Genomic DNA, 19,912 nt, shown 5'->3' with positions numbered 1-19,912 from the left:
GTTTTCTATCAAAGATGAAATTTTTTGCGAACTGTAAACGTGGATTTACTACAAAATTTGCAATCTAGCCAAACGCCTGTTGTGCGATGTTTTTATTTTTCCAATGTTTCTAGTAGCCAATTCAGGCAAACTTCGGAATCCATAATTGACCAGGAATGTGGATTTTTCGTTCCGTCTAATCGAACTCCTTTTCCTTGGCTAACTATTACTCTAGCATTTTCATTTCCCATTATTTTTAATTGGTTTATCATTGAGATGATATCAATTCCATTCCAATCATGTAAGTCACGATGTCTTTGATCAATTAACCAATCTGTATCCAAATCAGTAAACATTAAAAGAGGCATTTTTTTTAAATACTTTGCGTTTCCGCCATCTTTTGCTCCATAAGAATAAATAGAATTTTCCAGATATTTTTCTGGGAATTTATCTGGAGATCCTCCATAAATACTGTCCCAATTATTCTTTATCCATTTTGCTTCCTCTACTGCAGGCTTGTAAATATTTCTTTCGATTTCTCTTTCGCAATATTTATAAAATCTTGCTTGGTCTAAAGGTGCGTCTAAGGCAAAAACTCCTTTGGGCATTAGAAAAAACTTTTCCGGATTTTTAGTTGCCTTTTCAGCGTAAGTTAAAGAAATCATTGCGCCACTTGAAAGGCCCCCGATTATAAATTTATCTTTCGGTACTTTATGCTTTGCGACAATTTCACTGAAAATTTTATCCAGTAATTTGAATTCTGCTTCTCGATTATCTGTTCCCCAATTGATTGATGGAACAATGACCATAATTCCTTTTTCAACTGCTATTTTTGGCAGAGTTATTTGTTTTAATGTATTTTCAACGAGTTCTCCACCAGAAGGAATAATCACTAAAACACCTTTAATACTACTTTTGGGTACATATTTATAATAAAATAATTCTGTAGAATCATCATCATTAATGTACAGTTCGGAATTATCTGTTTTTGAAACAGATAATTTTTCAAATTCTTGTGCTTTACAAGATGAAAAATTAAAAATTAGAGCAAAAATTAATATGTTTTTCATTTTTCATTTTTTTCGGTCAAATATCGTACAACATCCAAATTTACGCATTGCGCTAATGTTGTTTTGGTTTTAGCCATCTATTTATTAATCATTAAATGTAAAATATAAATGTACTATTTCCCCCTGCTCCCGCACGAATCCTTTCGTGTGGTTTAAATATTACAAATTAAACTTCCAATGATATAATCTAAAAGCTCAAAACCACACGATACAATCGCACGGTAGCGAAGGGATCTGCTTTAAACATGTGAACAGATGTTTTATTTTGAAGCTTTAGATTTTTTACTATTCAATGCTTTCTGTTGTATCCATTGTACAGCAGTATCAACAGGAGCTGTATCATTGCTGGAGGAAGTATTGTGTCCCAGCTTAGGAAAAGAAGTATATTCGAAAGGCTTGCCTTGCGCTTTAAGGGTGTTCAATTGTTCTATACACAACTTTACCGGAATCTGTATGTCTTTTTCACCAAAAAGCCAAAGCCCGGGAATTGAGAGGGTATTCAGATAAGTTTTTGGGTCAGTCGCTGCAAATTGATATTTGTCCGGATCATTTTTAGTATGCTCAATGGCATCTGCTTCTGTATGATTTTCCCAAAAACTATTGTTTCCATTAGTATAAAACTGAAATCGAAGTTGCTCGAGAGTGGTAATGGTAGGACAACTAAATAACACCATAAAGTCAACTTGCGGATTTTTGCTTGCAGCAATAGGGATGATCCATCCTGCCTGACTGAATCCCACTAATCCAATGGGTGTTTTTTTATCTTTCAAATAGGTTTCAAATGTTTGTACAGCTGCATTGGCATCCTGAGCCAATAAATTAAGATTAGCAGGGTCAATATTATTCGTGCCAACAGACGGCCCTACATACACACCTCCGGATTCTCCAACTCCACGTTTGTCATAGGTTAATACAGCAATGCCTTCTTTGGCAAGACGTTTTGCAAACTCCAGTTCTCTTTTTACCGGATCGGACCCGTGAACAATTACAACTGCTGCAACCGGTTTTTTAGGCTCTACAATGGAGCCTGCAAGAGTGATACCCTGACTTTCAAACTTTACATCCTGAATGGTAACGTCTGCCGATTGTGAAAATACCATTTCTGGCAAAGCTATTAATAATAGCAAAATATATAAGTTAGAAAAAAAATTGATTTTCATAGATCATGGTTAATTATCAAATATAATACAAAAAAACCGCTCTATTTTTATAGAGCGGTTTTAATTTATAAATGGTAGTTAAGACTACATCATTCCTGGCATTCCACCGCCCATTGGCATAGCTGGTTCGGAGCTCTTAAATGAGTATTGTCACTAATGGTTTAGGGCTTGTTGTAGTGGGGAGTCAGGGAACGTTATTCCCAACTATTACCAACCCAATTTTTAGCCAAGAAATTGGATAAAAGTAAATATCCTCGTCATTTCTGTTGTCAAAAATTTATAAAGTATCAGATGTCCATTTGTTGTTCCCTGCTAGACTTTCAACGGTGTCAATTTTCCAAATTTGTCCTTGTTTAACTACAATATATTTTTTCGACGTTGCTATGTTTTTAATTTTTGCTGTTTGTATTTCTACTTTATTTTTTGTTAATTCTGTATGAATTACAATTTCAGAGCTTGAGTGATAAGTTCCACCATAGAAAAAATAACCTGTATGGGTCCTATGATATTGTCTATTTTTTGAAGTGCAATATTTGTTGTAAATGCTCTGCAAAATTTTTCTTGCCATACTATCCATTTTTGTAAGTTCATCTAATTTAGTTCGGTCTGTTTTTACCAAATTATGGCAGTCGTTAGCCCATTTGTTATAAACTTTTACGAACTCAATAACGGTGTCCATTGATGTTCTGTCAGTGTCTGGCAAAGTATTTTCTATGTATTTGTCGAAGTCCATTTTGTTAAGCGATGTCTGGTCTAAAGTTGTAGCTAACCTCCAAATTTACACATTGTGTAAATATTATAGACATAGCATAGCTGGTTCCGCGCTCTTAATTTCGGTGATTACACACTCAGTAGTAAGAAGCATTCCAGATACAGAAGCTGCATTTTCAAGAGCAACCCTTGTTACTTTATTTAGGTCAGTGATTTCTTTGTTAGCAGATGATATTTTTATTTATTAAGCTTAATGACTCCAGCATAAGTCGCAATCCAAATCAAACCATCTTTGTCTTTCGTTATTCTCTCGCAATGAATACTTGGAACGTTTGAATTTTCATTAGTGTAAGTTTCCCATTTTTTTGAGTTTGTGTCATAACTTAAAACACCTACTCCGTTTAATGTTATCCATAACAGTTGGTTTTCTTCATCTAAATAAAAATCATTGATTGTATTTTCACTGAACATTTTACGATTTGGATGGTTTATCCTTGTCCATTTTTGTTGTAAATCTAATACATAAATTCCAGCGTCATCTGATTTGCCGTTGTATAAGTCAAACCATAAATTTCCTTTTTTATCTTCATAGATTTTTGAAATGTATGCTTTTGATAAAGGTGAATTTTTCTCGTTTAACGATTTTGTTACGCCATTTTCAATAATTACGTTTCCTTCAAATGTCCCAATCCAAATTCTATCTTTTTTATCTACATAAACACCAAGAGTTTTATCAGTTGGGAGATGTGAATTGTGTTTGTTAATTACAGACCAATTCTTTCCGTCAAACTTTGCTACACCATTCCAAGACGTAAACCATACATTATTGGAGTGGTCAACAAATATTTTTCTTGCCCAGTTGATAGGAGAATTGATTGAGTCGTATTTTGTCCAGTTTTTATTGTCATATCTATAAACATCCCAATCAGCAACAAACCACTTATTGTTATTTTTGTCAACTTCTAAATCCCGTACTGATACAGTTTCATTTTTATTATAAGGAGGAGAGGAGATTAATGTATTTTTTGAGTTAAAATGTTCCCATTTGCCATTATTTATTTTTACAATTCCGTTATCTGTTCCAATCCAGATATTATTGTCTAAATCATTAGCGACAGCTCTTGTCATATCCCAGGGTAACTCTGAGTTTTGTTGAGTGAATACAGTCCAGTCTTTTGAGAGTTTTTCTTTGTCTGTACCTTTTATATCAGGAGCTCCAACAGATTTTGCATTGGATTGATTTTTAAAATCAAAAACTTTACGTTTTGCAGAAAGGTTACCGTTTTCAAATTTAAAAATTAATGAAACAGAGCTATTTGTTTTTTTATTTTGTGAAATCGCTGGTTCCCAATTTGATGTTGAGTTTATTGCATTCTGTAACCCTAATTTTTTTGAAGAGATATTAGTTTGATTGAATGAACTTAGCAGGCAAGGTTTTCCATTTTCGTTAATTAAAATTTGGACTTCAATATTTCCTGTTATTTTGCTCAAACTCTTTTTATCAAATTTATTCAACAATTCATCTATTATTGAGTTTTGAGGCTTAGCTTTAGTTTCTCCACAATCAAGACAAAAGGAAACTAAACTACAATCTTTGTATTTTTCAGGATAAAGATTTTGAGAATAACTTAATGTAAAACTAAATAGTGTCAATAATAAAAGTATAATTCTTTTCATGGTTCTGTTTTTTCTTAACGTCCAAATTTACGCATTACGTCTATATACTACAATTGTGAATAAAGTTTCAAGCAAAAGCCCATTGGATTTTTTGTAAAAGAAAAAAACCGCCCTATAAAATAGAGCGGTTAGTATATTAAATTGTCTTAGCGACACGCTATTACATCATTCCTGGCATTCCACCACCCATTGGCATAGCTGGTTCAGCGCTCTTAATCTCAGTGATTACACACTCCGTAGTAAGAAGCATTCCAGATACAGAAGCTGCATTTTCAAGGGCAACTCTTGTTACTTTAGTTGGGTCAATGATTCCTGCTTCAAGCATGTGAACATACTCGTCAGTTTTCGCGTTGTATCCGAAGTCTCCAGAACCTTCTGCTACTTTAGCAACGATTACAGAACCTTCACCACCTGCGTTAGCAACGATTTGTCTTAATGGCTCCTCGATCGCTCTCTTAACGATTTTGATACCTGTAGTTTCGTCAGCATTGATTCCGGTAAGGTTTTCCAAAGCAGAGATTGCTCTTACTAAAGCAACACCACCACCTGCAACGATACCTTCTTCTACAGCTGCTCTCGTAGCGTGTAATGCATCGTCTACTCTGTCTTTTTTCTCTTTCATTTCCACTTCAGAAGCTGCTCCTACATAAAGTACAGCAACACCACCAGCTAACTTAGCTAATCTTTCCTGAAGTTTCTCTCTGTCGTAGTCAGAAGTTGTAGTTTCCATCTGAGCTTTGATCTGAGCTACTCTTCCTTTGATTTTCGCTTCATCACCACCACCGTTTACGATTGTTGTGTTGTCTTTATCGATTGTTACTTTCTCAGCTGTTCCAAGCATATCTAAAGAGATGTTTTCCATAGTGAAACCTTGCTCTTCAGAAATTACCTGTCCACCAGTAAGGATCGCGATATCTTCTAACATTGCTTTTCTTCTGTCTCCGAATCCTGGAGCTTTTACAGCAGCAATTTTAAGAGAACCTCTTAATTTGTTTACCACTAAAGTAGCTAAAGCTTCACCTTCCACTTCTTCAGAGATAATCAATAGAGACTTACCACCTTGTGCAATTGGCTCAAGAACCGGAAGTAATTCTTTCATTGAAGAAATTTTCTTCTCTACTAAAAGGATGTATGGGTTTTCTACCTCAGCTACCATTTTCTCAGGGTTAGTCACGAAGTATGGAGACTGGTATCCTCTGTCAAACTGCATACCTTCTACAACATCTACAGTTGTATCGATACCTTTAGCTTCTTCTACAGTGATTACCCCTTCTTTACCTACTTTTCCGAAAGCTTCAGCGATCAGAGATCCGATAGTTTCGTCGTTGTTCGCAGAAACTGAAGCTACCTGCTTCACCATTTCTGTAGAATCACCAACTGTTTTAGATTGAGATTTAAGGTTTTCAACAACAGCAGTTACTGCTTTGTCGATACCTCTTTTAAGATCCATTGGGTTAGCACCAGCAGCTACATTCTTAAGACCTTCTCTTACGATAGCCTGTGCCAAAACAGTAGCGGTAGTAGTACCGTCTCCTGCGATATCATTAGTTTTGGACGCAACTTCTTTTACCATTTGCGCTCCCATGTTTTCTACTCTGTCTTCAAGTTCGATTTCTTTTGCTACAGAAACACCATCCTTAGTAACGTGAGGAGCACCGAAAGATTTTTCGATTACTACGTTTCTCCCTTTAGGTCCTAAAGTTACTTTTACTGCATTAGCCAATGCATCAACCCCTCTCTTTAAAGCGTCTCTTGATTCAATATCGAATTTTATTTCTTTTGCCATGTTTAGTTGTATTAATGTACAATGTATAATGTACATTGTACTTGTTTTTTCTTTTAAATGTTTGTTTTAATCAGTGAAGAATACATTGTACTTTTTACATGGTACAACATACAGCATCTTACCCGATAATTCCCAATAAATCAGCTTCTTTTACAATTAAGTAATCTTTTCCTTCCAATTTCAATTCAGAACCTGAATATTTTCCATAAAGAACTTTGTCACCTACCTGAACAGTTGTAGGTTCATCTTTTTTACCAGGACCTACTGCCACTACAGTACCTTCTTGCGGCTTTTCCTTTGCAGTGTCCGGGATAATAATACCTGAAGCTGTTTTAGTTTCTGCAGCAATTGGCTCTACTAGAACTCTGTCTGCTAATGGTTTAAAGTTTACTGACATAATATATTTATTTTTTAAGTATTTCTGTAGTATAATTCTCTAAATGTATGCCATCAGGGGTCAGTGGATGAAATGGCAGACTTTTATGGGAGGATGTGAAAATTTGGCAGAAAAATAAAAACAGAAAGCCGGAAAATCTTCCGGCTTTTATCTAACACTATGAGTTGGTTATACTATGGACAATATTGTCCAGGCCCAATCCATAGGATACATTGTCCTTTGTAGTTGTATTCACAGCAAAAGCGTCCTGCCGCTCCGCCATTGATTGATTTCTGAGCATCTCTGCTTAATAATTTAGCGTTTTTCATAGTTAATAATATTAAAGTGTACGATTCCTGAACATTTAACGTCAATCAGGTTTTTGACATTTGGTGTTTTAGCAGATCAAATATAAATATTTTTCCTTAATGTGTGATATGTTTTTTTTATTTTTTTAAAAATAATGATTTGGTTATCAGTTGTTAAAGGATTTATTTTTGATTTATTTTATTGTTTCCATTGACATTTTTCTTGTTCCCGATTCGATGTCCTGTTTCAGGATTTTCCTTGTTTCAGGATCAATATAATAGGTTACAGTCGTACTTTTTTCTGTAATGTCATCAGCGGTTTTTACGATCCATACTTTTTTACTTTGATAATCTCCTTTTTCCACACTTTGGATGTAGGCTTTCATCATTCCTTTCTTTACCGCACTGGGATTATAATCAAAAATGGAAATTTCTGCAGTGTAGTGTTCTTTCAAGGGAAGAAACCTGATCAGTGTCGGATAGCTGCTGCTGTCAAAATAATGGGTAGCGGGCATGTCAATATCATCTTTTTTCTGAGTTTTCTTATCAAGATAATATCCGGTTACCTTGTTTTTGTGGTAGGTAAAAGCCATATCGCGGGCCATATTGAAAGAGGAATGACGTATCGGCTGAAGGCTGGCCGTTTTCACAAGGGTGGAATCTACCCAATGGGTATTGGGAGTCTGCTTCATTTTTACGGTCGTCATAATGAGCAGATCTGTTGCGTTTAATTTTTTAATCTGGGTAGTAATGTTCCCGATTTCTATTTTTTGGCCGGCATTTTCAGCGTACCATACTGCTTCGGATGTTTCGTCCTGTATCAGTTGTGGATCAATACCACTATTGGATGGAGTAAGCAGTTTTTGGGAAAATAAATGAGTACTGCTTATGAGCAAAAGGATGAGAAATGTCTTCATAGCTTTTTTGCTGATAAGTAGTGTTGATTTTCAAAAAGTTACACTTTGATTAAGCTTTGATGTTCATGATGGGTTAGTCTGTGGAAATCATGGTAGAATTTTTTTTCTGCTGCTGGTTGAATTTTGAAATAATGGCCCCGGCCACTGCAATGCCAATAAAGTTGGTGACTGATCTGGCTTCATTCATAAAACGATCTACACTGTAAAGAAGGGCTAAATCTGTAAGGGGTATTTTTCCAAATCTGTTCAGGGTAAATATAAGGGCTAAAAATCCGGAACCGGGAACTCCAGAAGCTGTTTTTGAGGTGAAAGAAATAATGATAAATAGCCAGATATAATCATTGATCGTCAGTGATATATTATAAAACTGAACAAGGAAACAACAGGTTACAGAAATATAGATACAGGCTCCTGCCAGGTTAAAGTTATAGCCTAAAGGAATAATAAATCTTAAAATCTTCCTGCTGTAGCCTTCAGATTCCATTTTTTCAAAAATTAAGGGGAATGCTGTTTTGGAAGTCGAGGTGGTAATGACCAGGATAATTTCTTCTTTTATATTAAGCAGGAATTTCAACAGGTTGAATTTGAACAGGTAGGAGATCAATCCTAGTATTCCGAAAATAAATACAATGTCTGCCAGGTATACTGTAGCTACCACTTTACTAAGCGGCAACAGGGTATTGATCCCATAGATAGCCACTCCGTAAGCAATATTACAAAAGATGATAATGGGAAGAACAAGGTAGAGATATTTGATGAACGTGTAAAAAATACCTAGTCCCTGATCCAGCAGTTTCAAAAACCGATCCCTTCCTTTTGAAAGATTCATGGATATTCCCAGAACTATGGATAGAATAAGAAACAGACCATGCCTATTCAGATATAAAATGGTGGATAATTTTCCGTCTTTTATTTCAAAAGTTTTGGGAAGGGAAGTATTGATCCTGCTGGTATTAATACCTGTGTCAGCGCCCGGCTGCATGATGGAGCCAAAGATAAATCCCAGTACAATAGCTATTGAGCTGATGACCAGGAAATATAAAATGGTCTGCCATACGATGCGTGTTGCATTTTTAATATCAGACAGCTGGCATATCCCGTACATAATTGCCATAAAAATAATGGGAAGGATAATCGTCTCCAGAATGATGAAAAAATACCGGCTTACCACGCCCAGTTTTATACTTATTTCCGGAGCATAATGCCCTATCAGTACCCCGCCTATAATGGCCGTGAATACATATAAGGTGAGGTTTTTCAGATACCTGCCGGTAAATGTTTTCTGAGACTGTAAGAGATTCATCTGGAAAAAATAGGCTGTCTTTATACAACAAATATATAAACTTAGGACATTGGTTATAACGTTGGAGTTTAATAATTATAAAAAAATAAGATCAGATAGTTCCAAGAAGGAGAGCGCCCAGCAACATGATTACCGAAGATCCGATAGCCCATTTTAAGGTATATTTCAGATGGTCTGAATATTCTACCCCCGCCAGGGATACTAATAAATAGGTAGAAGGAACCAAAGGACTTAGCAAATGGGAAGCCTGCCCCACAAGACTTGCTCTCCCAAGAATATCGGGAGCAATGCCCAACTGATGTCCCGTAGCTTCAACAATGGGTAATATCCCAAAATAGTAGGCGTCATTGGTCAGGAAAAAGGTAAGAGGAACACTGAATACAGCCGTGATAATATTCAAATAACCTCCCCAGCTTTTAGGAACAATTTCTATCATGCTGTTACCCATTGCCTGCATAATACCGGATCCGTTAAGAATTCCGGTGAAAATTCCTGCTCCAAAGATCATTCCTGCTACCGATAAAGCATTTCCTGCATGTTTGGACATGATTTTCTGCTGGTCTTTCAGTTTGGGATAATTGATGACAGAAGCTATACAGAAGGCAATCATAAAGGCTATTCCCAAGGGTACGATATCTAAAATCATAACGGTAAGAAGAACGAGGGTAAGACCAAGATTTACCCAGATCAGTTTGGGGCGTAGGAGTTTAGGATCCGATTCGCCGGTAATGTCACTGGCTTCATAACGGGTATATTTTCCATGTTTTGCAATTCTTTTCTTTTCCTTTCTTCCTAGAATATAGGCCACAAATAGTACCCAGGCGATCCCCAGCGCCATAATAGGAATCATCGGAACAAAAATTTCTGTATGTCCCAGTTTCAGAGAGCTCATTACTCTGGCTGTAGGGCCTCCCCATGGAAGAATATTCATAATTCCTCCGGCCAGCATGATAATACAGGTCAGGACGAGTGGATTTATTCCCTGCTTTTTGTACAGGGGTAACATGGCAGCCACCACAATAATATAGGTAGAAGAACCGTCACCGTCCAATGAAACCAATGTAGTAAGAATAGCTGTTCCTATAGTGGTTTTGACAGGATTATCTCCAACAGTTTTTAGAATGAGATTCACCAACGGCTCAAAAAGCCCTGTGTCTATCATTAAGCTGAAATAAAGTATGGCAAAGATCAGCATAACGCCCGTAAGAGCTATTTCCTTGACTCCGTTTTTCATCATTTCCCCCAGATGAGGCCCAAAACCAGCAAATAATGCCACTGTGACAGGGATAATCACCAAAGCGGTAAGTGGAGTCATTTTTTTATTCATGATAAGCACCATAAAGATGATGATCATCAGAAACCCAAGGAATGTAAGCATAATAATGAGTGTATTTAGATTATTTGTTTTTGTTTTTTCTCCAGTCGAAGCTGTTTCTATAGCCGATATAGGCGTAATTGCTGGTAGATCCGGTTTCCAGCTGGTTGATAAATGCAACTTCTATTGCGGAATTCTTTCCGGTTTTTATACCTATTCCTGCTGTCAGACGATTGCTGTCGAATGGATCTTCCTTCACTACATTCATCCTGATTTCATTTTTCAGAATACCATAGAGCTTTTCTTTTTCTCCGGCTCTGTTGAAAGGAATTCTCAGAGAAATAAGATAGCGTAGTCTTACGATAAATTCATCCGGATTGCTTATAAAACGTTCTTCCACACGGAAACGGTGAGAAATAGATGTTCTTCCTATATTCCCTCCCAGTGATACCTGCTGGAAAGGCCTTTTCTCATACCTTTCTTTTTTAGAGTCGTCTGACCGGTAAGAATCCAGGACCAAAAACATGGCTCCTACAGCTGGGCGTACCTCATTGGCTACTTCATAATCTACATAGGCGGAGACCAGGAAAAGCCTTGTATCATAAGCCATATCAAAAGAACGGTATTGAGAAAGTGCTGTCAAAGTACTTTTATCAGTCAGTTTTGCTGACATCAAATACTGAAACCACATATTGTAGTTATCACGGCTTTGTGCATCGGCAAGCCTGCTGAATCCCAGTAGTATGATGATAGTTAATTGTAATTTAATTTTCATGTAAGATTTGATTAATATCCCGATGTCTCAAATATATTTATAAGAAGAAGCCGGGAATTTATTTTTCAATCAATGACTGTTTTTATCAGTGAACTGCAATCTGGCGTAAAAAAGATGCTATATTTGAAAAATGGGAAAATTCATTTAATCGGATGTTTTTACTGATAAATATCATATTTATATTATTGGTTTTCAGAATCTTATTTAATGCAAAGGTTTTGGAAACACTTATGAAATACCACTGGGGATTTTTGCTGAGGTTTCAGCATGTTTTTTTCTTTTTGGTGTTCCTGGCGATCATTTTTTTTACCGAAAACTACTTTCTAGATGTTCCGGAATTAATCTGGAGTGTAGTATTTGCATTTATTCTGAATATAGGAATCTATTATCTCGTCTATTTTTATCTGGTTCCCCAGTTTTACCTTTCCAATAAATACCCGGAATTTATTCTGTATGCTTTGATATGTTTTCTGGTTTCAAGTCTTTTCAGAATTTTACTGGAACCTGCTGTATTTAATATGAAGTTTAATGAAACCCTCTCCAATACAAAATTTCTGTACAATGTATATACTGCCCAGGGGATTGTGATTCTTGTGGCTTCATTTTTAGGAATAACAAAAGATAAATTTCTTATTGAACAGGATTTTAAAAATCTGGGTGAAGAGAAAGATCAGCTGTATCTTGATCTCCTGAAATCCAAACTGAATCCTCATTTTTTATTGAATACACTTAATAATATTTATTCCAAGAGTATTACCCCATCCGAAAATACCTCAGAATCTATTTTGCACCTGAGCAAATTACTTCAATATGTTATTTATGATACCAATAAAGAATATATTACGATCTCACAGGAATTTTCTTCGATCCAGTCTCTCAAAGGACTTTATCAGCTGAAATATAATAACCTGCTGGATATCAGTTTTGATATTAAAGATGAAGAAACCCTGGATCTGATTGAAATACCACCCTCCATTTGCCTTACCTTATTTGAAAATGCATTAAAACATTCTGCAGTGGGTATAGAAGCGGGGAGCTTTATAAAACTGAGTTATGCAATACAGCATCATGAATTTTTATTCGATATCAGAAATTCCGTAGCCCAAAACAGGACGCTGGTCAGTAATCTTAATGATAGTGGGCTGGGAAATGAAGCGGTGATCAGTATTTTGAAAAAATATTATCCTGAAAGATTTACTTTTATATCCGAAACGATGGAAAACAATATGTATCAGACTATATTAAAAATTAAATTGTAATGGCCAACCTGACGATTGTAAGTGTAGATGATGAATATCCGGCATTGGAACTGATCCGGCATTATTGTGAGCGGATGGAAGATGTCGATCTGCTGGAGGTATTTCAGAATCCTCAGGATGCTCTGGAATACCTGAAGGAAAATAGAGTAGACCTTGTGATTCTGGATATTAATATGCCCTATATCAATGGAATTGAACTTTTACTTCAGCTTCCCTATAAACCCCTGTGCATATTTCTTACCCTGGAAACCCAGTATGCTGTAAAAGCTTTTGAACTTGATGTAGTTCATTATCTGGTAAAACCGGTAGATTTTGAGACTTTTAGAAAAGCAGTGACCAAAGCAAAAGATTTTCTTCAGTTTAAAAAATCTACGGAAGATCAAAAGAAGGAAGACTTTATTATGTTCAAATCCAATTATATCATGAATAAAGTTTTACTGGAAGATATCAAATGGATTCAGGGATTTGGAGAATATATCATTTTAATTACCCATTTGAAAAAATATATGATTCTTGAGCGGATGTCCAATTTTGAAGAAAAGTTTCAAAACTTAGGCTTTATCAGGATTCACAAATCCTATATCGTATTATCCTCTCATATCAGTTCTTATGATACCGCGAATGTATACCTTAAAGACGGGGAGAAGCTTCCGCTTGGGAGAACATATAAAAATTCTTTAAAAGCTTATCTGAATTGATTTTTCCTGTTTAAAATTTCCTGCAGATTTTGGACTTTAACCGAAATGCTGAAGCTGTTTTTATAAGAAAAAAGGTTGCCTCCTGTTTGAGACAACCTTTTATTTTTTTATGATTTCTTCCCCGAAGCCTGCATCGGATTTACTTTTCCGCTTGCGCCTCCTCTTACGGAGCCTGCTTCCTGTTTTTGTTTAAACAACTGGAATTTTGAGGTTCCGCTATTAGATCCGGTACTACTCCAGAAGTTATTGGAAGTATCGATATCAGCCGTTTCCTTCATGGGGTCAAGTTGTATTGATACTAATTTCTTATCAAAATAATACGTCTTGGAAACTTTCTGTTCATTAAGCCTCCAGATTTGAGCTGATGATTTATCGTAAGATTTTGAACCGTCTTCAAAAGTAAACTCAAGGATGATAGGCATGATCAGTCCACCTTTATTAGTGAAATCTATCTGATAAGCCGTAAGGTTTTTGAATTTCTCTTTATCCTTAGCATCCAAAGGAGTGGAGGCTTCAGTTTTGGTAGTGTATTCCTTATGGGTATCTATTTTTTCCTGACCTCTGTCATATCTGTAATAGAAGTCCTGAAGATCTTTATCTTTATCTACATAAAAAGTAATATTCTTATCCTCTCTGTTTCTTATTTTGGAAATATCTTCGAAGCTGTTTACCAAAGGACTTTCAACCTGGTATTTTTTCTCAGAAGCTGCTTTTGCTGTTTCCAGATCAGGAGTCGCTACGATCACTTTATCAATTGCAATATCTACAGGGTCTGTTCCATAGAACCAGCCTCTCCAGAACCAGTCAAGATCTTCACCGCTGGCATCTTCCATAGTACGGAAAAGGTCGGCAGGTTCAGGATGTTTGAATGCCCATCTTTTAGCATAGGTTTTGAATGCTTTATCAAAAAGTTCTCTTCCCATGATGGTTTCACGAAGGATGTTCAGCCCAGTCGCCGGTTTTGAATAAGCATTGGGTCCATACTGAACGATGTTTTCAGAATTGCTCATGATGGGTTCCAGCTGATCTTTCGGAAGTTTCATATAATCTACGATCGTCCATGCCGGACCTCTTTTGGAAGGGAATTTATTATCCCATTTTTCTTCCGTAAGATATTCGGTGAAGGTATTGAGGCCTTCATCCATCCAGGCCCATTGTCTCTCATCAGAATTGATGATCATGGGGAAGAAGTTGTGGCCTACCTCATGGATGATCACTCCGATCATTCCATTTTTGGTTCCTTCAGAATAGGTTCCGTCTTTTTCAGTTCTTCCGAAATTGAAACAGATCATTGGGTATTCCATACCGTTGGATGCTTCCACAGATTGTGCTACAGGATAAGGGTAGGGAATGGTAAATTCCGAATAGGTTTTAATAGTGTGGGCTACTGCTTTTGTGGAAAACTTTCTGTAAAGTCCATAAGATTCTTTAGGATAGAAACTCATGGCCATTACCTTATTATTGTTTTCAGGAATGGTTACCTGCATTCCGTCCCACACAAACTTTCTTGAAGAAGTCCAGGCGAAATCCCTTACGTTATTCGCTTCAAAAATCCATGTTTTTCTCTGTTTTGAATGGTTTTTCTCTGCTTTTTTAGCTTCATCCAGAGTAACGATTTCTATAGGTTCATTTGCCGATTCAGCTTTTCTATATCTTGATAACTGATCAGAAGTTAAAACCTGATCATAGTTTTTACATTCTCCGGTTCCACCTACAATATGATCTGCCGGAACATTCACTGAAACTTTAAAATCTCCGAAAACCAGCGCAAATTCACCTCTTCCTGTAAACTGGTGGTTTTGCCATCCCTGGAAATCGCTGTATACACACATTCTGGGATACCATTGTGTCATGGTAAAAAGATCGTTGCCGTCTTCAGGGAAATTTTCATAACCGCCACGGCCACCCATTTTTATTCTGTTGGAAATATTATAATTCCAGTCTATTGTAAAGACGAGCTTTTCTCCTTTCTTCAGCACCTTGGGAAGATCTATACGCATCATTGTTTTATTGACGGTATATTTCAAAGGATTTCCGGAGGCATCCGTTACTTTTTCAAGGTTTACTCCATATCCGTTGTCTTTTACGGGAAGTTCAGTTGCTTTAAGCTGCTGATCAGTAGTGGAAGAAGGAAGTACAGATGAAGCTCCATAGCCTGCATTTCTGATATTGGAGTGCTCATTTTCGTCCAGCTGAAGCCAGATATAATCCAACTCATCAGGAGAATTATTATAATAGGTAATCGTTTCAGAACCTTTCAGATTTTTCTTGTCTTCATCCAGATAAGCGGTGATATTATAATCTGCTCTGTTCTGCCAGTATCCGTGTCCAGGAGCTCCTGAAGCCGTTCTGTAAATGTTGGGTGTAGGAAGAATAGTCCCGAGCTGCTCGAATTTGTTTCCGTGATTGCTGCCAGGATTATTCTGAATATTTTGTGCGGTGAAACCTGTATAAGCAAATACAGAAAGTGAAAGCATAACAACTTTTAACTTCATAACCGAAATGATTTAATAATGATCAAAGATAATAATAAGCTGTTGAAATAATGAAAATATTTCAAGGTTAAAAAGGAATTCTTTCCAATGCCATTTTTAAGGATAGAGCAAATACTCCGGAGGATACAAAGAGCACCCAATCTTTTTTATTGACCTTTAAAATTTTAAGCAAAATAAACAGAATGATTAAAATAATAAAAACAATTACAATTTGCCCTAATTCCAATCCAATATTGAAACCCAGAAGCGGAACGGTAATACCCTGACTTTTTGCAATCATTACCCTAGCCGTGTTGGCGAAGCCCATACCATGAATGAGCCCAAAGATCAAAGCAAGGTAATAATTGGCCCGCATTAAGGTTTGCTTTTGATTTTTCATGATAATATTATCCAGTGATGTTAAAACAATAGTCAATGGAATTAAAAACTCTACCCAGTCGGAAGGAACCCTGAAAACATCCAGAATGCTTAAGGCCAGTGTAATAGAATGTCCAATGGTAAAAGCGGTTACCAGGATCAGAATTTTTTTCCAGTCTGTATAAGAATACACAGCAATCAATGCCAGAACAAAGAGCTGATGGTCTAAAGCATCAAGGGAAATAATATGCTCCCATCCAAGGTTTAAATAAAATAGGAAATCCTGCATTTTACAATAGATTATTAGATTTTGATTATTATGTTAAATTGGTTAATTGATTGTTGTTTTTAGTGTAATTTGATTTGTTTGATTATTAATATGGTATATTAATGCTTAATGAGATAAAAATTGTATAATTGTATTGTTAAATATAATGAAAATGGATTTTAAAAAATTACTCTTTGCAAAAGTAAACATTTCACGTGGAGGAGCGAAGCTTCTTAGAAATGCTACAGCTGCTTTTTTAGGATTGTACTCCTATGCTTTTTACGGGCAGGTACAAAAATTGGACTCTCGCTTTGATATTTTGTTAAAAAATAAAGAGAGCGTATCAAAAGGAAACCCTATAAAAGAGCTTGAGAATGGTAACATGAAATTGGATCAGCACCTGGTGGTGACCTCTAAAGGTGCTCAGACTATGTATTCATGTATTATTTATACCAAAGATCCGGAAAAATTGAAAGCGGATGGTTTTTTAGTACAGACCCAGCTTCCAACTTTTTCTACGGCATTGGTAAGTCTTGAGGATATTGATAAACTTACAAAACTTCCCTATGTAACTTCTGTAATGGCGCCTACCTTTGACGAGCTTCACAATGATGTGAGCAGAGCACAATCCGGGGCAAGTCTTTTACAGGATGGGGTTTTCAATAATACAGCTTATAATGGAACGGGTGTTTTAGTCGGAATTTATGATACCGGGATAGACTGGAAGCATCCTGATTTCAGAAAAGCGGACGATCAGACAAAAAGTAGAATTGTTTCTATTTGGGATCAGACTCTGACGGCACAGGGAAGTGAAGTCTCTCCGACAGGATTTGCAACAGGAGTGGAGTATACCAGAGCTCAGATTGAAGATGAGCTGGACGGTACTCCGGCAGGTTTTGTTCGTGAAAATGATATTAATGGACATGGAACTCACGTAGCAGGTACTGCTGCCGGAAACGGCGCCGCTTTCGCAGATAAAAGACATAAAGGGTTCTCATCAGATGCAGATATCGTATTTGTAAAAGGAGGGAACGGATCTTTTCCTACAACGAATACCATTAATGCGTTGACGTATTTCAAGAATGTAGCCACTGCATTAAATAAACCTATCGTTGTAAATATGAGTATCGGAGGACAGGGAAGTGCTCATGACGGAACTTCTTCTCACGAGGTGGCTGTTAATGATTTTACAACATCAGCTCCGGGAAGAGTAGTCGTAATTTCTGCCGGAAACGAATATGGAGGAAATCTTCACAGAAAGGTTGATATAGAAGCAAGTGCTGTACAGTCTTATACTTTTACGGTAGCAAGTAATACTTCTGCTGCCACAGTATTTAGTTTTATCATGTATGCTAATGATAATACAGCAGTCACTGCAAAACTGACAGCTCCTGATGGTCAGCAGTATACGCAGAATATAAGTACAAATACTGCGCATAGTATTTTGGGAGGTGGATTTACAGCAACTATGTATAACTATTGGGGATCAGATAACAACAAACGTTATGTTCAGCTAGTGGTGAATAGGGTTTCGGGATCTACGGCCAACTGCCAGGGAACGTATACACTGGAAATTACCAATAACGGAACTCAAACCATTAATACCCATGGATGGCTTTACAGCCAGGGAGTAGCTACTACGTTACAAAACGGAGATAATGAATATATTGTTGGTTCTCCGGGAAATGCATCTAATGCAATTACTGTAGCTTCCTATATGGGAAGAGGAAGCTGGTATTCTTCTGTGGGAGGCTATCTTACCACTACACCACAGGAATTAATTTCTGCATTCAGTTCACAGGGGCCAAGAGTGGATGGTGTTCAGAAGCCGGAAATTACGGCATCAGGACAAAATGTGATCTCATCAAGGTCCAGTAATTCGGCTCCGGGAACTACAGATATTATTATTGGAACTGATTATTATGTGAAAAATCAGGGAACCAGTATGTCTTCACCGGGAGTAGCCGGAGCGGTAGGCTTGTTGCTTCAGGCTAATCCAACTTTAACAGCAGCACAGGTGAAATCCCGTCTTACTTCCAATGCAAGAAAAGACGGAGCAACAGGAACTGTTCCAAATGCAAGATGGGGATATGGAAAATTAGATATCTATAAAGCCGTTACTTCCGAATTAGGATGTGTGGCATCTAATTTTGAGATCGTAACATATGATGAACCTTATGTGGTAGTAAATACAGAAAGTAACAGTGCTAACAGTAATTTTGATAATGCTTTATTAGCTGTTCGATATACACCGACACTGACCGGTAAATTGGGAGGATTCTCATTCTCTACAGGGTCCGGTACACTTCCTAGTGATCTTGCGGTGGATATTCAGGTGAGAAAAGTAAATGCTAATGGAGATCCGGGGGATATTATTGCCACAAAAACAATTTCATCATGGCTAAACAGTACTCAAAGATTTACCTGGAACTATGTTGATCTTTCTTCTATGAATATTCAGATGGTAACAGGAAAAGATTTTTATATTGTGATCAATGGTCTTGCCGGAAGAATTGCTATAAAAAATGAATCTATCGCAGTAAGTGGGCGAAGCAAAACTTCAACGGACGGGACAAGCTGGACAGCCAGAACTTTCGATCTTAAAATGAGAGCAACCATTTATGAAAATGTAGCAGAAGTGAAAACTCTGGCCACTGCTAACCAGACAAAAGCAAGTGCTGTGGCTGCAGGGTATAATTATTTTACAAATGCCTGCCAGCTGATCTCAAGAGTAGAAAAAGAAACGGCAAGTACAGTGACAGGAAATGTAACCTCAAAAGTATGGGTTGATAATGTACAGCCTAATTATGTTTCAAGAAGATATGAGATTAATCCTGCTACAGATGCTTCAACAGCAACAGGAAAAGTAACATTATATTTTAAACAGGCGGATTTTGATGCCTACAATGCAACAAACGTACTGAAATTGCCAACTTCACCTACAGATGTTGCCAATAAAGCGAATGTAATAGTGGAAAAATATACAGGAACCAGTGCCGGAAACACAGGTACAGTAGCTTCTTTTGGAAGTGCTGCAACAATCATCACTCCTGATGCGGCTGATGTGGTATGGAATGATACTTACCAATATTGGGAAGTAAGCTTCCAGTCTGCAGGTTTTGGAGGATATTTTGTAAGAACAAACTCTGCATTGGGAACAGTGGATGTTAAACTGAATTCTACAGTTAATATCACTCCAAACCCAGCTAGAGATGTTGTCAATATTCTCTTAGGGAACTATTCTAAAGCTTTGGTAACCATTCATGATGCATCCGGAAAATTGATTAAGACGGCAAATGTTACTACAGATTCAAATAAAATTGATGTTTCAGCATTGGTAAAAGGAGTCTATATGTTTACCATTACACTGAATGACAATACAACACTAACTAAAAAAGTGGTGAAGCAATAAATGTCAGTCAAATGATAATAATAAGCAAGCAGCAGTTTATAACTGC

At 36.8% G+C, this 19,912-nt stretch carries 16 protein-coding genes; 3 read left to right on the top strand and 13 right to left on the bottom strand.

The genetic code is table 11. From position 1 onward, the window contains the following. Positions 1 to 92: 92 nt before the first annotated feature. From B8967_RS07870 to B8967_RS07825, 11 genes are all read right to left on the bottom strand, one after another. Positions 93 to 1,049 (bottom strand): hypothetical protein, encoded by a 957-nt coding sequence (locus B8967_RS07870; RefSeq protein WP_084085575.1) that lies wholly within the window; start codon positions 1,047 to 1,049, stop codon positions 93 to 95. Positions 1,050 to 1,309: 260 nt separating this feature from the next. Further along, positions 1,310 to 2,176 (bottom strand): alpha/beta hydrolase family protein, encoded by an 867-nt coding sequence (locus B8967_RS07865; RefSeq protein ID WP_228406079.1) that lies wholly within the window; start codon positions 2,174 to 2,176, stop codon positions 1,310 to 1,312. Between the two features lie 310 nt (positions 2,177 to 2,486). Beyond that, positions 2,487 to 2,942 carry an NTF2 fold immunity protein gene (locus tag B8967_RS07860; protein WP_081989169.1) on the bottom strand — a complete coding sequence of 152 codons (456 nt, stop codon included), beginning with the start codon at positions 2,940 to 2,942 and terminating at the stop codon, positions 2,487 to 2,489. Positions 2,943 to 3,157: 215 nt separating this feature from the next. Beyond that, entirely contained in the window at positions 3,158 to 4,597 is a 1,440-nt protein-coding gene (locus B8967_RS07855; RefSeq protein ID WP_084085571.1) for a ligand-binding sensor domain-containing protein, read from the bottom strand. Between the two features lie 160 nt (positions 4,598 to 4,757). Continuing rightward, entirely contained in the window at positions 4,758 to 6,383 is a 1,626-nt protein-coding gene (gene groL, locus B8967_RS07850; protein ID WP_047493244.1) for a chaperonin GroEL, read from the bottom strand. A 118-nt stretch (positions 6,384 to 6,501) separates the two neighbouring features. Next, positions 6,502 to 6,780, bottom strand: a complete 279-nt coding sequence (gene groES, locus B8967_RS07845) for a co-chaperone GroES (protein WP_045500963.1) — start codon at positions 6,778 to 6,780, stop codon at positions 6,502 to 6,504. Between the two features lie 173 nt (positions 6,781 to 6,953). Beyond that, positions 6,954 to 7,088: a hypothetical protein gene (locus tag B8967_RS22705; protein WP_262484685.1), complete on the bottom strand. Its 135-nt coding sequence runs from the start codon at positions 7,086 to 7,088 to the stop codon at positions 6,954 to 6,956. Between the two features lie 173 nt (positions 7,089 to 7,261). Then, on the bottom strand, positions 7,262 to 7,984 hold the full coding sequence (locus B8967_RS07840) for a DUF3108 domain-containing protein (protein WP_084085569.1): 723 nt from the start codon (positions 7,982 to 7,984) through the stop codon (positions 7,262 to 7,264). 73 nt (positions 7,985 to 8,057) lie between these two features. Beyond that, positions 8,058 to 9,287, bottom strand: coding sequence for a cation:dicarboxylate symporter family transporter (locus B8967_RS07835; protein ID WP_084085567.1), 1,230 nt, complete (start codon positions 9,285 to 9,287; stop codon positions 8,058 to 8,060). Positions 9,288 to 9,378: 91 nt separating this feature from the next. Then, positions 9,379 to 10,782: a CitMHS family transporter gene (locus B8967_RS07830; protein WP_410493780.1), complete on the bottom strand. Its 1,404-nt coding sequence runs from the start codon at positions 10,780 to 10,782 to the stop codon at positions 9,379 to 9,381. Further along, the gene (locus tag B8967_RS07825; RefSeq protein ID WP_047493255.1) at positions 10,685 to 11,377 is read right to left on the bottom strand and encodes a DUF2490 domain-containing protein; all 693 of its coding nucleotides are present in this window, start codon (positions 11,375 to 11,377) and stop codon (positions 10,685 to 10,687) included. The genes B8967_RS07830 and B8967_RS07825 overlap by 98 nt, the downstream gene beginning before the upstream one ends. Positions 11,378 to 11,607: 230 nt before the next feature. Between B8967_RS07825 and B8967_RS07820 the strand changes: the two genes are divergently transcribed. Together B8967_RS07820 and B8967_RS07815 are read left to right on the top strand one after the other, a co-directional pair. Beyond that, entirely contained in the window at positions 11,608 to 12,636 is a 1,029-nt protein-coding gene (locus tag B8967_RS07820) for a sensor histidine kinase (RefSeq protein ID WP_047493352.1), read from the top strand. Beyond that, positions 12,636 to 13,334 carry a LytR/AlgR family response regulator transcription factor gene (locus B8967_RS07815; RefSeq protein ID WP_047493256.1) on the top strand — a complete coding sequence of 233 codons (699 nt, stop codon included), beginning with the start codon at positions 12,636 to 12,638 and terminating at the stop codon, positions 13,332 to 13,334. Before B8967_RS07820 ends, B8967_RS07815 begins: the two co-directional genes overlap by 1 nt. Positions 13,335 to 13,441: 107 nt before the next feature. Here the strand turns inward: B8967_RS07815 and B8967_RS07810 are convergent, their stop codons facing one another. Then, positions 13,442 to 15,829, bottom strand: coding sequence for a M1 family metallopeptidase (locus B8967_RS07810; protein WP_084085563.1), 2,388 nt, complete (start codon positions 15,827 to 15,829; stop codon positions 13,442 to 13,444). A gap of 67 nt (positions 15,830 to 15,896) precedes the next feature. Continuing rightward, positions 15,897 to 16,475 carry a HupE/UreJ family protein gene (locus B8967_RS07805; protein WP_084085561.1) on the bottom strand — a complete coding sequence of 193 codons (579 nt, stop codon included), beginning with the start codon at positions 16,473 to 16,475 and terminating at the stop codon, positions 15,897 to 15,899. Between the two features lie 151 nt (positions 16,476 to 16,626). On the opposite strand from B8967_RS07805, the gene B8967_RS07800 reads away from it, so the two are divergent. Further along, complete coding sequence (locus B8967_RS07800; protein ID WP_179140041.1) at positions 16,627 to 19,866, top strand: S8/S53 family peptidase; 3,240 nt, start codon at positions 16,627 to 16,629, stop codon at positions 19,864 to 19,866. Positions 19,867 to 19,912 lie beyond the last annotated feature (46 nt).

This window comes from Chryseobacterium sp. YR221, assembly GCF_900176315.1.
Classification (GTDB): Bacteria; Bacteroidota; Bacteroidia; order Flavobacteriales; family Weeksellaceae; genus Chryseobacterium; species Chryseobacterium rhizosphaerae.
This window is presented reverse-complemented; position numbering and strand designations above follow the sequence as displayed.